This window comes from Pseudomonas antarctica (assembly GCF_900624995.1).
Classification (GTDB): domain Bacteria; phylum Pseudomonadota; class Gammaproteobacteria; order Pseudomonadales; family Pseudomonadaceae; genus Aquipseudomonas; species Aquipseudomonas antarctica.
Map to the genome: position 1 here is coordinate 65,949 of NZ_UYXQ01000008.1, position 13,406 is coordinate 79,354.

Annotated in this window: 13 protein-coding genes; 5 read left to right on the forward strand and 8 right to left on the reverse strand. The window is 59.7% G+C overall.

The genetic code is table 11. From position 1 onward, the window contains the following. Positions 1-83: 83 nt before the first annotated feature. Positions 84-467: a PaaI family thioesterase gene (locus E0F99_RS08320; protein ID WP_083355781.1), complete on the reverse strand. Its 384-nt coding sequence runs from the start codon at positions 465-467 to the stop codon at positions 84-86. After that, positions 467-2,791, reverse strand: a complete 2,325-nt coding sequence (locus E0F99_RS08325) for a Tex family protein (RefSeq protein ID WP_083355780.1) — start codon at positions 2,789-2,791, stop codon at positions 467-469. The genes E0F99_RS08320 and E0F99_RS08325 overlap by 1 nt, the downstream gene beginning before the upstream one ends. A gap of 356 nt (positions 2,792-3,147) precedes the next feature. Here E0F99_RS08325 and ompR point away from each other — a divergent pair, with 356 nt between their 5' ends. Next, positions 3,148-3,888: an osmolarity response regulator transcription factor OmpR gene (ompR, locus tag E0F99_RS08330; protein WP_053255745.1), complete on the forward strand. Its 741-nt coding sequence runs from the start codon at positions 3,148-3,150 to the stop codon at positions 3,886-3,888. 117 nt (positions 3,889-4,005) lie between these two features. Continuing rightward, on the forward strand, positions 4,006-5,319 hold the full coding sequence (locus E0F99_RS08335; protein ID WP_083355779.1) for an ATP-binding protein: 1,314 nt from the start codon (positions 4,006-4,008) through the stop codon (positions 5,317-5,319). 138 nt (positions 5,320-5,457) lie between these two features. Here the strand turns inward: E0F99_RS08335 and rimK are convergent, their stop codons facing one another. From rimK to rimA, 3 genes are read right to left on the reverse strand one after another with little or no spacing between them, the layout of a single operon-like run. Next, complete coding sequence (gene rimK / locus E0F99_RS08340) at positions 5,458-6,363, reverse strand: 30S ribosomal protein S6--L-glutamate ligase (protein ID WP_025855543.1); 906 nt, start codon at positions 6,361-6,363, stop codon at positions 5,458-5,460. Next, a complete protein-coding gene (gene rimB / locus E0F99_RS08345) occupies positions 6,360-6,842 on the reverse strand; it encodes a retropepsin-like aspartic endopeptidase RimB (protein ID WP_083355778.1) in 483 nt (160 codons plus the stop codon). The genes rimK and rimB overlap by 4 nt, the downstream gene beginning before the upstream one ends. Positions 6,843-6,855: 13 nt before the next feature. Beyond that, positions 6,856-7,635, reverse strand: a complete 780-nt coding sequence (gene rimA, locus E0F99_RS08350) for a S6 modification regulatory phosphodiesterase RimA (RefSeq protein ID WP_083355777.1) — start codon at positions 7,633-7,635, stop codon at positions 6,856-6,858. A gap of 116 nt (positions 7,636-7,751) precedes the next feature. Here rimA and E0F99_RS08355 point away from each other — a divergent pair, with 116 nt between their 5' ends. Then, positions 7,752-8,159 (forward strand): RNA-binding S4 domain-containing protein, encoded by a 408-nt coding sequence (locus E0F99_RS08355; protein WP_083355776.1) that lies wholly within the window; start codon positions 7,752-7,754, stop codon positions 8,157-8,159. 71 nt (positions 8,160-8,230) lie between these two features. Here the strand turns inward: E0F99_RS08355 and E0F99_RS08360 are convergent, their stop codons facing one another. Further along, positions 8,231-9,034 carry a phosphatase PAP2 family protein gene (locus E0F99_RS08360; RefSeq protein ID WP_083355775.1) on the reverse strand — a complete coding sequence of 268 codons (804 nt, stop codon included), beginning with the start codon at positions 9,032-9,034 and terminating at the stop codon, positions 8,231-8,233. Between the two features lie 125 nt (positions 9,035-9,159). On the opposite strand from E0F99_RS08360, the gene hslO reads away from it, so the two are divergent. Both hslO and E0F99_RS08370 read left to right on the forward strand, forming a co-directional pair. Further along, positions 9,160-10,062 carry an Hsp33 family molecular chaperone HslO gene (gene hslO, locus E0F99_RS08365; protein WP_083355774.1) on the forward strand — a complete coding sequence of 301 codons (903 nt, stop codon included), beginning with the start codon at positions 9,160-9,162 and terminating at the stop codon, positions 10,060-10,062. A 179-nt stretch (positions 10,063-10,241) separates the two neighbouring features. Further along, a complete protein-coding gene (locus E0F99_RS08370; protein ID WP_083355773.1) occupies positions 10,242-11,783 on the forward strand; it encodes a phosphoenolpyruvate carboxykinase in 1,542 nt (513 codons plus the stop codon). 57 nt (positions 11,784-11,840) lie between these two features. Here E0F99_RS08370 and E0F99_RS08375 read toward each other — a convergent pair whose 3' ends face one another. Beyond that, entirely contained in the window at positions 11,841-12,704 is an 864-nt protein-coding gene (locus E0F99_RS08375; RefSeq protein ID WP_232000115.1) for an EamA family transporter, read from the reverse strand. Positions 12,705-12,863: 159 nt separating this feature from the next. Beyond that, the gene (locus E0F99_RS08380) at positions 12,864-13,220 is read right to left on the reverse strand and encodes a DUF1493 family protein (protein ID WP_083360330.1); all 357 of its coding nucleotides are present in this window, start codon (positions 13,218-13,220) and stop codon (positions 12,864-12,866) included. Positions 13,221-13,406 lie beyond the last annotated feature (186 nt).

Sequence of the window (13,406 nt, forward strand, 5' to 3'; positions counted from 1 at the left end):
CCATGAATTGGGCTATAGCGCAGCAAGAAAATTCCGACGCTTTTGTCGCAGCGCCGAAATTAACTCAAATCGAGGGCGGGGAGCTAGAGGACAGCGAAGGTACCTTGTGCTTTTGCGATAAGTCTTTCGCCTTGATGCACATCGGCTTCGACCACCAGCGTGCGTCGGCCAGCGTGAATCACACGGCTGATGCACAGCACGTCACCGTCTTCAACGGCGCGTATATAGTTGATTTTGCACTCGATGGTCGCGCTCTGCTGGTCGAAACCATGGGAACTGGAACATGCCAGCCCCATGGTGATGTCTACCAGGCTGAAAATCGCCCCGCCATGGAGCTTGCCCGCGCGGTTGCGCAGCTGCGGCTCCAGGGTCAGGGCCACCTCGGCAACACCTTCATCCAGGTGTTGCAGGCGGCAGCCGATCAGCTCGCTGAATGCGCTCTGGGTCAAGCCGACGGGGATTTCCATCAGCGCTTCTTCAACTGCTTGGCATTGGCGAACAGCGACGCCATAGCGTTGTTGCTCGGCGCTGCGGTGGCGGTCTCCTTACGGGATGCGTTGTTTTGCGACTGACGCGGCGCCGAACCTGGGCGTGCGCCACGGGCACCGTCGATTTTCTCGCCCGGGGTGTCGCTCATGCGCATCGACAGGCCGACGCGTTTGCGCGGGATGTCGACTTCCATGACCTTGACCTTGACCACGTCACCGGCTTTCACCGCTTCGCGAGGGTCCTTGATGAACTTCTCCGAAAGTGCGGAGATATGCACCAAACCGTCCTGATGCACGCCGATATCCACAAAGGCACCGAAATTGGTCACGTTGGTCACAACGCCTTCGAGGATCATGCCCAGTTGCAGGTCCTTGAGGTCTTCGACGCCGTCCTGGAACTCGGCGGTCTTGAACTCGGGACGCGGGTCGCGGCCAGGTTTTTCCAGCTCTTGCAGGATGTCGGTGATGGTCGGCACACCGAAGGTTTCGTCGGTGTACTTCTTCGGGTCCAGGCGCTTGAGGAACGCGGCGTCGCCGATCAGCGAGCGAATATCGCGGTCAGTCTCGGCGGCAATCCGTTGCACCAGCGGGTAGGCTTCCGGGTGAACTGCCGAAGCATCTAGCGGGTTATCGCCGTTCATTACGCGTAGGAAGCCTGCAGCCTGTTCGAAGGTTTTTTCACCCAGGCGTGCGACTTTTTTCAGTGCCGCGCGGGTTTTGAACGCGCCGTTTTCGTCGCGGTGGGTGACGATGTTCTGCGCCAGTGTTGAGTTGAGGCCGGAAATACGAGCCAGCAGCGCGACCGAGGCAGTGTTCACGTCCACGCCGACCTTGTTTACGCAGTCTTCCACCACCGCATCCAGGCCGCGCGCCAGCTTCAGTTGCGACACGTCGTGCTGGTACTGGCCGACGCCAATGGATTTAGGGTCGATCTTCACCAGCTCGGCCAGCGGGTCTTGCAGGCGGCGAGCAATGGAAACGGCGCCACGGATCGACACGTCGAGGTCCGGGAATTCCTTGGAAGCCAGCTCCGACGCCGAGTACACCGAAGCGCCCGCTTCGGAGACCATGACCTTGGTCATCTTCATAGCGGGGTATTTTTTGATCAGTTCGGCGGCCAACTTGTCGGTTTCACGGCTGGCGGTGCCGTTGCCGATGGCGATCAGGTCCACCGAATGCTTGGCGCACAGGGCGGCCAGGATGGCCAGGGTCTGATCCCACTTGTTGTGCGGCACATGCGGATACACGGTGGCGTGGTCCAACATCTTGCCGGTCGAGTCGACCACCGCGACCTTGCAACCGGTACGCAGGCCCGGGTCCAGGCCCAGGGTTGCGCGAGGGCCAGCCGGGGCGGCCAGCAGCAGGTCATGCAGGTTGTGGGCGAAGACGTTGATCGCCTCGGTTTCGGCGCCGTCGCGCAGCTCGCCGAGCAGATCGGTTTCCAGGTGGGTGTAGAGCTTGACCTTCCAGGTCCAGCGCACGACTTCACCGAGCCACTTGTCCGCAGGGCGGTTCTGATTCCGGATGCCGAATTGTTGCCCGATCATGCCTTCGCACGGGTGCATGGTGCCCGGCAGCTCGTCACCGACTTTCAGTGCGGAGCTGAGAATACCTTCGTTACGGCCGCGGAAAATCGCCAGCGCACGGTGGGATGGCATGCTCTTGAGCGGTTCGTCGTGTTCGAAATAGTCGCGGAACTTGGCGCCTTCTTCCTCTTTGCCGGCAATGACACGGGCGCTGAGGGTGGCTTCCTGCTTCAGGTAGGTGCGCAGTTTTTCGAGCAGGCTGGCGTTCTCGGCGAAGCGCTCCATCAGGATGTACTTGGCGCCTTCGAGGGCGGCCTTGACGTCGGCGATGCCTTTGTCAGCATCAATGAAGCGTGCGGCTTCGGTTTCCGGGGTCAGCGATGGGTCGTTGAACAGGCCGTCAGCCAGGTCGCCGAGGCCAGCTTCCAGGGCGATCTGGCCCTTGGTGCGGCGCTTCTGTTTGTACGGCAGGTAAAGGTCCTCGAGGCGAGTCTTGGTGTCGGCGAGCTTGATGTCGCGTTCCAATTGCGGCGTCAGCTTGCCTTGCTCCTCGATGCTGGCGAGGATGCTGACGCGCCGTTCGTCGAGTTCTCGCAGGTAGCGTAGGCGCTCTTCCAGATGCCGCAACTGGATATCATCGAGGCTGCCGGTGACTTCCTTACGGTAACGGGCGATGAAGGGCACCGTGGAGCCTTCATCCAGTAGAGCGACGGCCGCTTCGACCTGTTGTGGGCGTACACCGAGTTCCTCGGCGATGCGGCTGTTGATGCTGTCCATAAAACCACCTGAATTCTGAAAAGCAGCTCGCAGGCCCAGAAAACAAGGCGTTGCGAGGCTGGTTGAGCGGCCCTGTCGGCGCCGCTGCCTGGGTCAAAAGGCAGCCTATTGACCCTCGAAATCGGAAAATTGCTGCCCGTCGCTGAAAAAACGATTGAGGCAGTAAGCAGTAAAGTCTGACATTACCCTGCACAAAGGCGGCGCATTATAACCAGCGTTCCGAGCCCCGTGGGGATTGCGCCGCAGGTTGCAGGGCAAGGGTTCGCTGGCGGTAGAGGAAAAATCTGCTAACAATGCACACGGTGCGTATAACGGCAGCTACGCCATAATGCGCGCCGAGATAAGAGGAGCATCTAATGAGCAGCACTGCACAAACTGCTGAAGGCGAAAAAATTCTCATCGTTGACGACGACCCGGGGCTGAGCAGCCTGCTGGAGCGCTTCTTCAACTCCAAGGGCTACCGTGCCCGCGCGGTGCCGAACACCGAGCAAATGGATCGCCTGTTGGGGCGTGAAGTGTTCAATCTGGTCGTGCTCGACCTGATGCTGCCCGGCGAAGACGGCCTCACCGCCTGCAAACGCCTGCGCGGTGCGAACAACCAGATTCCAATCATCATGCTTACCGCCAAGGGTGATGAGCTGAGCCGCATCAAGGGCCTCGAACTGGGCGCTGATGACTACCTGGCCAAACCGTTCAACCCGGACGAGCTGATGGCGCGGGTCAAAGCCGTATTGCGCCGCCAGGCAGCCCCGGTACCGGGTGCGCCAGGCAGCGAAGACGAAAGCGTCACCTTTGGCGACTACGAGCTGTCGCTGGCGACCCGCGAACTCAAGCGTGGCGAAGAAGTGCACATGCTGACCACCGGTGAATTCGCCGTGCTCAAGGCTCTGGTGATGAACGCTCGCCAGCCGCTGACGCGCGACAAGTTGATGAACCTGGCCCGTGGTCGGGAATGGGACGCCTTGGAGCGCTCCATCGACGTGCAGATTTCCCGTCTGCGCCGGATGATCGAGCCAGACCCGTCCAAGCCGCGTTATATCCAGACGGTGTGGGGCGTGGGTTATGTGTTTGTGCCGGATGGCACTGCAACCAAGTAATCGATGATTTGCAGGCGCGGGCAGCCACGCGTTTGACTCCTTGGGGGTCAACGGGCTGCCCGGCGTCTGCATTTCTGCGAGCGCCGCTCGTATCTGCAAGGTGTCTGGCAGTCCCCTATGAAAACCCCGTTGTGGTTCCCGCAAAGTTTCTTCTCACGCACCCTTTGGCTGGTGCTGATCGTCGTTCTGTTTTCCAAGGCACTGACGCTGGTTTATCTGCTGATGAACGAAGACGTGCTGGTGGACAGGCAGTACAGCCATGGCGTCGCCTTGACGCTGCGCGCCTATTGGGCGGCCGACCCTGAGAACCGCGAGAAGATCGCCAAGGCCGCTACCCTGGTGCGTGTGGCTGGCGCGGGTGTGCCGGAAGGCGAGCAGCATTGGCCCTACAGTGAGATTTACCAGCGCCAGATGCAGGCCGAACTGGGTGAAGACACCGAGGTGCGGCTGCGTATGCATGTGTCGCCAGCGTTGTGGGTGCGGGCACCGAGCCTGGGGCAGGATTGGCTGAAAGTGCCGTTGTACCCGCACCCACTGCGGGGGCAGAAGATCTGGAACGTGCTGGGCTGGTTCCTGGCCATCGGGCTGCTTTCAACGGCGTCCGCGTGGATTTTTGTGCGCCAGCTCAACCAACCACTCAAACGCTTGGTATTTGCGGCTCGCCAATTGGGACAGGGGCGCAGCGTGCGCCTGCCGGTCAGCGATACACCCAGTGAGATGACTGAGGTGTACAGCGCCTTCAATCAGATGGCGGAAGACGTCGAGCAGGCTGGCCGCGAGCGCGAGCTGATGCTGGCGGGCGTGTCACATGACCTGCGTACGCCGCTGACGCGATTGCGACTGTCCTTGGAGTTGATGGGCAACCCCACCGACCTGACCGATGACATGGTGCGTGATATCGAGGACATGGACGCGATTCTCGACCAGTTCCTGGCGTTCATTCGTGATGGTCGCGATGAGGTGGTAGAGGAAGTCGATCTCACGGACCTGGTGCGCGAGGTCGTGGCACCCTATAACCAGAACGGCGAACAGGTGCGCATGCGTCTGGAGCCGATCCAGCCATTCGCGTTGCGTCGTGTGTCGATGAAGCGCCTGCTGAACAACCTGATTGGCAATGCCTTGCACCATGCTGGTTCCGATGTGGAAGTGGCGGCGTATGTGTCCGGCGACAGTGCTGCGCCTTATGTGGTGTTGAGTGTGATGGACCGTGGCGCGGGTATCGACCCCGCGGAACTGGAAGGTATTTTCAACCCGTTCACCCGTGGCGACCGTGCCCGTGGTGGCAAGGGCACGGGCCTGGGCCTGGCGATTGTGCGGCGGATTGCCTCGATGCATGGCGGCAATGTTGAGCTGCGCAACCGCGAGGAGGGGGGCCTGGAAGCGCGCGTGCGGTTGCCGCTTGGCCTGATGCTGCCGCGAGACGCGGTTTAACAAGCAACAGAAATCAAATGTGGGAGCTGGCTTGCCGGCGATAGCGGTGTATCAGTCAACGTATAGGTTGCTGACCCACCGCTATCGCCGGCAAGCCAGCTCCCACACTGTTTTGTGGTGTTTGATAAATGAGCTGATTCAGCCCTTACCCTTGGTCCGTGTCATATTCGGCCCACCATTCTTCTCCAGGTGCTGAATGATGATCCCCGCCACATCCTTGCCGGTGGTGGTCTCAATCCCTTCCAGACCTGGTGATGAGTTGACTTCCATCACCAAAGGCCCGTGGTTGGAGCGCAAGATATCCACGCCCGCTACCGCCAGCCCCATTACCTTGGCGGCCCGCAGCGCGGTCATGCGTTCCTCCGGGGTGATCTTGATCAGGCTGGCACTGCCACCACGGTGCAGGTTGGAGCGGAACTCCCCTGGTTTGGCTTGGCGCTTCATGGCCGCAATCACCTTGTCGCCCACCACGAAGCAGCGGATATCCGCACCGCCAGCTTCCTTTATGTATTCCTGCACCATGATGTTCTGCTTGAGGCCCATGAACGCCTCAATCACCGATTCCGCAGCAGTCGCGGTTTCGCACAGCACCACGCCAATGCCCTGGGTGCCTTCCAGTACCTTGATCACCAGCGGCGCGCCGTTGACCATGTCGATCAGGTCAGGGATGTCATCAGGGGAGTGGGCAAAACCGGTCACTGGCAGGCCGATCCCGCGCCGCGACAGCAGCTGCAGCGAACGCAGCTTGTCCCGCGAGCGCGCAATGGCCACCGATTCATTGAGGGGGAATACGCCCATCATTTCAAACTGGCGCAACACCGCGCAGCCGTAAAACGTCACCGAGGCACCGATACGCGGGATCACCGCATCGAAGCCTTCCAGCGGCTTGCCCCGGTAGTGGATCTGCGGCTTGTGGCTGGCAATGTTCATGTAGGCACGCAACGTGTCGATCACCACCATTTCGTGGCCACGTTCGGTGCCGGCCTCGACCAGGCGGCGGGTGGAATACAGACGCGGGTTTCGCGACAGCACAGCAATCTTCATGCAGCACCTGGGGTAGAAATAGTAGAGACCGGGAACACCGGCTTGTCTTGAACGTACTTGACGCCGGGACTGACCACCAAGTGGCCGTCAATCAGCGCCTTGGAGCCCAGCAACAGGCGGTAACGCATGGCCTTGCGACAGGCGAGGGTGAACTCTACCCGCCACACCCGATTACCCAACGCGAGGGTGGTGCTGATCACATAGCGCACCTGCGCGTGGCCATTGGAGCTCTTGATGGTTTTCATCGTCACCAGCGGCGCTTCGCAGCGGCGGTGACGCAGTTGCACCACGCTGCCCAGGTGCGCGGTAAAGCGCACCCACTCCTCACCGTCGCGTACAAAGGGCTCGATATCGGTGGCGTGCAGGCTCGAGGTGCTGGCCCCGGTGTCGATCTTTGCGCGCAGGCCAGCCACTCCCAAGTCGGGAAGAGCCACCCACTCACGCAGACCCACAACGGTCAAATGGTCAAATGTCTTCAATATGGGTAACCGATCAGTTCGCCCAGGCGTGAGGTGGAACCTCGGCCAAGGCTTTAAATGCAGGCTTGGCGAACCAATAACCCTGCATCAGAAATATTCCGCAGTCGGATAGGAAGTCGCGCTCGCCGGCACTTTCGATGCCTTCGGCGATGACAGTAACGCCCAACTGCTCACAGATTGTGACAATCCCTTGGACGATTACCTGGCGGACACGATCCTGGTCGACATCGCGAATCAGCGCCATGTCGAGTTTGATCAGGTCAGGTTGGAAATCGGCCAGCAGATTCAGCCCCGAATAGCCCGCGCCGAAATCGTCGATGGCGGTCTTGAAGCCGAATTCGCGGTATTCACGCAGAATATTGGTCAAATGGCGATAGTTATCTACGTGCTCGCTTTCCAGCGTTTCAAAAATCAGCTGGTTCAGCGGAAAATTATGCGCGCGGGCCGCCTCCAGAGTGCTGCGGATACATAACTCTGGCCGATAAACGGCATTGGGCATGAAGTTGATCGAAAGATGGGTTTGCATCCCTAAGGCTGCGGCCCCGGCAATCGCTTGGGTACGGCAACGTTGGTCGAAGCGGTAGCGGTTGCTTGCGTTGACTTGGCTTAACACCGACATCGCCCCTTCGCCCTGTGTGCCACGCACCAAAGCCTCGTGCGCGAAGATCGAATGATCCCGCAGGTCTACGATAGGCTGATAGGCGAAGGCAAAATCAAAACCCAGGGGTTCGCTTTGCTGGCAACCCACACAGCGCTGGTCGGGCGAGGTGAGTGAAGTGGGGAAGTCGGTCACAGCGTATCCTCGCGAAAACAGGGTGGTACCTGGCGTATCTTAGGTGAGCCTTGGGGTTTATGCGTCGAAGGGCTTCAACGGTAAAGTTGCGACATTTTTCAGAGCGAGGAATTCAAGTGGCTCAAAAGCAGGAAGAGGAAGAAAAAGTCCGTTTGGACAAGTGGCTGTGGGCAGCGCGTTTCTTTAAAACGCGTGCGCTGGCCAAGGCCGCCATTGAAAGTGGCAAAGTGCACCATCGCGGCGAGCGCTGCAAGCCGGGCAAGGAACCGCGCGTCGGTGATGAGTTGCAGATTCGTGCCGGTTTTGATGAAAGGACCGTCGTGGTGCAGGGTCTGTCCGTCGTACGCCGCGGTGCACCCGAAGCGCAGGCACTGTATACCGAAACCGAGGCCAGTATCGCCAAGCGCGAAAACGCGGCGGCCATGCGTAAGGCGGGCGCTACCGGCATGACCACCGATGGCAAACCGAGCAAGAAGCAGCGTCGCGATTTGTTTAAGTTTCGCGGCAGTGGCAATGATGATTGATAGCGCCCGTCTCCAGCAAATAGGCGATCGAAATGTGGGAGCGGGCCCGCTCCCACATTAAGCCTGCGGTATTACGCGGTAGTGCGCATGACGCTCAATCGCCCGATCACCGGCAGCTTGCCGAGCAACCCAAACAACGGCGCCGTCACCCGCAACAACGCGCCCGACACCTTTGCCGCAAACGGCGTGTAATACCCCCAGCCCAGCGCCAACAACGCCAGCAACACGCCGCCGATGTAATCGTCCTGCCCCCAATGCGCGCCCGCCACCAAGCGCGGCATCATGAACAACAGCGCCAAGCCCCAGATCACCAACACCTGGCCGATTCGCTTGGCAAATACCGTCATGAACATGCCCCATATCAGTAACACGGAAGCATGATCGCCGGGGAAGCTCTGGCTCGAGCGGTCCTTCAGTTCCCAGGTTTTCTCCAGCCCAGGGAAATAGTCACTCATATGAATCGCGCCACTGATCACCATCGACGGGCTGCTGTGTTGCCAGCCCATCTGCGCGGCGAGCTTGGAGAACAGCATGCGGACAAACAGCAATAGCAGCAGAATGCCAAGGAAACCAAAGAACGCCTGGCGTACTTGGACGGCCTTGAACACCCAATCACCGCGAATCAGCAGTGCCAGCAAAATCACCCCGACTACAGCATCAAACGGCCGCAAGCTGGCCACTGCCCACACGTGCAGCCAAGTCGAATTGCTCGCCAGTGGGTCATTGAGCAGATGAAACAGCCATTCGTCGAAAATCACACACAGCATCTGGCCCGTGGGCCACAGCCAAAAACACAGCAGTCCGATAGCGAGTAGATTGCACAGAGCCCATCGCCGGAGGTTCCACTTGGCTTGGAACAAACCCGGATTGTTCATAAACTGTCCCTCTTCGCTCTATTTAGCTCTCCGTTTCCAGGAGAAAGCCGCACCAATGTGGTGCTAAAGCGGTTAATTTTATAAACCTTGTAATCAATTTGTCATCAATTCAGATACCCAGACCTATGACTGATCTACCGGATACCGACTTCACCCAACGCTTCATCTTCGACGAGAACGACGCTCGCGGCGAACTGGTCTCGCTGGAGCGCAGCTACGCCGAAGTCCTCGCCAAGCACCCCTATCCGGAGCCGGTCGCGCAGTTGCTCGGTGAGCTGATGGCGGCGGCGTCGCTGCTGGTGGGCACCATGAAGTTCGACGGTTTGCTGATTTTGCAGGCGCGTTCCGAAGGCCCGGTGCCGATGCTGATGATCGAGTGCTCAAGCGAGCGCGAAATCCGTGGCCTGGCCCGTTACGACGCCGATTTGATCAAGCCGGACGCTACGCTGTCCGATCTGATGGCCAACGGCGTGCTGGCGATCACCGTCGACCCGACTGAAGGCCAGCGCTATCAGGGCATCGTCGACCTTGACGGTGAAACCTTGTCGGACTGCTTCACCAACTATTTCGTGATGTCCCAGCAAGTCGGCACCAAGTTTTGGCTGAATGCCGACGGCAAGCGCGCCCGTGGCCTGCTGCTGCAACAACTGCCGGCTGACCGCATCAAGGACGACGACGAGCGCACCGACAGCTGGCGCAAGCTGACGGCTCTGGCCGGCACCCTGACCGCTGAAGAGCTGCTGGGCCTGGACAACGAAACCATCCTGCATCGCCTGTACCATGAAGAGGCCGTGCGCCTGTTCGACGCACAGGGCCTGCGCTTCCGTTGCAGCTGCTCGCGCGAGCGCTCGGCGAATGCCTTGGTCAGCCTGGGCCTGGAAGATGCACAGAATCTGGTGGTGGAGCACGGCGGCAACATTGAGATCGACTGCCAGTTCTGCAACCAGCGCTACCTGTTCGATGCCGCCGATGTCGCCCAATTATTCGCCGGCGCAGGCATCGACACCCCTTCCGACACCCGCCACTAAAACGTTTAAGCACAGGTAAATCACCTGACAAATGCCGGATCAGCGCAGTTCTGACGGGAGGGCCCTACTTTTTTTGGGCTTTTCTGGCATAATCCGGCCCACTTTTTTCGCGGTAGTAGTGCGCAACTTTCTACTACAAAACGTTTGGAGCACTCGGCCATAGGCCGACGGGGAACCTCATGACGCAAGCCAATAACGCCGTATACACCGATCTGAGTGTTGACGATCTGGTCAAAGAAGCCCTGCAGCGCGGTGAAGGCGTGCTTGCCGATACTGGCGCGCTGGTCGTAGAAACCGGTCACCGTACCGGCCGTTCTCCGGTCGACCGTTTCATCGTTGAAGAGCCTTCCACCCAGGACGCAATCGCCTGGGGCCCGATCAACCGCAAGTTCCCGGCCGACAAGTTCGACGCCCTGTGGGCTCGCGTCGAGGCGTTCAACAATGCGCAAGAGCATTTCGTTTCCCACGTTCACGTAGGGGCTGCGCAAGACCACTACCTGGCCGTGAAAATGACCACCCAGACGGCCTGGCAGAACCTGTTCGGTCGTTGCCTGTTCATCAACCCGGCCCAGTACAACCCGGCCGGTCGTGATGAGTGGCAAGTGCTCAACGTAGCCAACTTCGAGTGCGTGCCAGAGCGTGACGGCACCAATTCCGACGGTTGCGTGATCCTCAACTTCGCACAGAAAAAAGTCCTCATCGCCGGCATGCGTTACGCCGGTGAAATGAAAAAAGCCATGTTCTCGGTGCAGAACTTCCTGCTGCCGGCCGCCGACGTGCTGCCAATGCACTGCGCCGCCAACATCGGCGAAGCAGGCGACGTGACCCTGTTCTTCGGCCTGTCGGGCACCGGTAAAACCACCCTGTCCGCCGACGAAAGCCGTTACCTGATCGGTGACGACGAACACGGCTGGGGCGAAGGCGTGGTGTTCAACATCGAAGGTGGTTGCTATGCCAAGTGCATCGACCTCTCCGAGAAGAACGAGCCGGTTATCTGGAAAGCCATCAAGCACGGCACCGTGCTCGAGAACGTGGTGATCGACGATGCCAAGCACGCCGATTACACCAACGTCAGCCTGACCCAGAACAGCCGCGCCGCCTACCCGCTGGAACACGTTGCCAAGCGCTCCGAGAAGAACCTCGGCGGTGAGCCAAACGCGGTGATCTTCCTGACCTGCGACCTGACCGGCGTACTGCCGCCCGTGTCGATCCTCAGCGAAGAACAAGCGGCCTACCACTTCCTGTCCGGCTACACCGCGCTGGTGGGCTCGACCGAAATGGGTTCGGGCAGCGGCATCAAGTCGACCTTCTCCACCTGCTTCGGCGCGCCATTCTTCCCACGCCCGGCCGGTGAATACGCAGAACTGCTGATCAAGCGCGTGCGCGGCTTCGGCTCCAAGGTCTACCTGGTCAACACTGGCTGGACCGGCGGCGGCTACGGCGTCGGCAAACGCTTCAACATCCCGACCACTCGCGGCGTGATCGCAGCGATCCAGAGCGGCGCGTTGATCGGTGCGCAAACCGAACACCTCGACACCATCAACCTCGATGTGCCATTGGCGGTGCCGGGCGTTGAGACTGGCCTGTTGAACCCACGTAACACCTGGGCTGATAAGGCTGCTTACGACGAAGCGGCGAAAGCGCTGGCGGCTCTGTTCGTCGAGAACTTCAAGAAGTTTGAAGTGAGCGATGCGATCAAGGCGGCTGGGCCTAAGTTGTAAGGTTCGGTTGTTGTGAAAAAGCCGCCTCTTGTGGGCGGCTTTTTTGTGCGCGAAGGGTTAGTCGGCGATGTGCAAAACCACTGCACCGACCAGCACTAACACCACCCCAAGCACCTGTATCGTCGACAATCGTTCCTTGAAAAACACAAACCCAAGAATCGCCGCAATCCCACCCGACAACGTACTGATCACCGTCACCACGGAAACCGACCCCGCCATCGCGCCCCACGAAAACGCCGAGAAACCACCCAGGTTCATCAAGCTTGCACCGGTCAACGTCGCGCAGTTTTTCAGTGGCGGAATCTTCAGGCCGTCCTGGATCTTCAGCACCATCACCACCAGCACGCACAAACCCACCAAATAACCCAGCCACAACATGGTAATCGGCCCCAGCGCGGGCAGTGTGTAGCGGCCTTGCAACCAGAAACTGGTGCCGTACAGCAAGGCGGCGAGCAGGGCGTAGGCGATAGACAGGCGCGGGTTGTTGTGGGGCACGCCGTTGTCCTTGTGAATGCTGGAAAGGATCACGCCGATGACGCACAGGCCGATGCAGCCGAGTTGGATCAGGCTGATGTGTTCACCGCTGGCCCAGGACAGCAGCGTGGTGACAACGCCGTAGGACGTCACCAGCGGCGCGACGATGGCGGCTTTGCCCAGGGCGAATGCCTTGGACAGCGCGAGGGCGCCGGAGACGGTGAGCAGCGCGGCCGTGATGCCCAGGAGCCAGACGCTCAACGGGGCGTTCAGGGATTTGAACAGGTAGGCCGGGAAGATGACCAGCAACAGGGTCATGATCAAAAAGCCGAGAGCTTGGCCGAAGTACACGGCGCGTTTAACGCCGACGGCCCGGGCGTTGAGCCCCACGAGGAAATCCGTGCCGCCCCAGAGCAGGGCGGCCAGCAGGCCCATTATTACGTCCATGTACGGTCCTTGATAGGTAGGCAATTCGCCAGGTTAGCGCATAACCAGTGTGGGAGCGGGCTTGCTCGCGAATGTGGAGTGTCAGGTTGAGTATTTTTCACTGATCCACCGCATTCGCGAGCAAGCCCCACACACACATTTGATGCTCGGTGCTCTTGGTCAGCTCAGGTTTTCCAGGGTCTGCGTGTCCCAGCTATGGGTCTTGATGGCCAGGTAGAGCATGCCGATGGTCAGCGGGATTTTGTCGCCCCGGCCCTTGGCGCGGCGCTTGAGGAACACATCGAACACCGGCGGTTGGAAGTAGCGATAAGCATCGTAGTCGCCCAGGTCGACCGCAAAATCCTGCTCCAACGCCTCCATGAATTGCATAGCCTCGGCGCGGTCGCAGCCAAGGTCGAAGTTGATTGAGGTATCGAGGCGAAGGGTCTTGTGTTTCGGCAGGCCGATTTCTTCGTGCAGCAATTGCAGAAGCTGCTGCATCGCGGGGTCTTCGGGGAAGTTGGGGGCCAGGTTCATGGTGGGCGCACGCGGGAGTGGGTGAGGGTTGCGTTTTAGTCGGTATTTGTTGCGGCTGATGAAGAGTGCCAAGCCTATCAAGAATACGAAGATAGGGAGGAAGGGCATTCTGAGGATTACTGCCACGTAGGGTAATAAGAACGTCAATGCCAGGCCGGTTACGAGGCATGTGACTGCGAGGCGTTT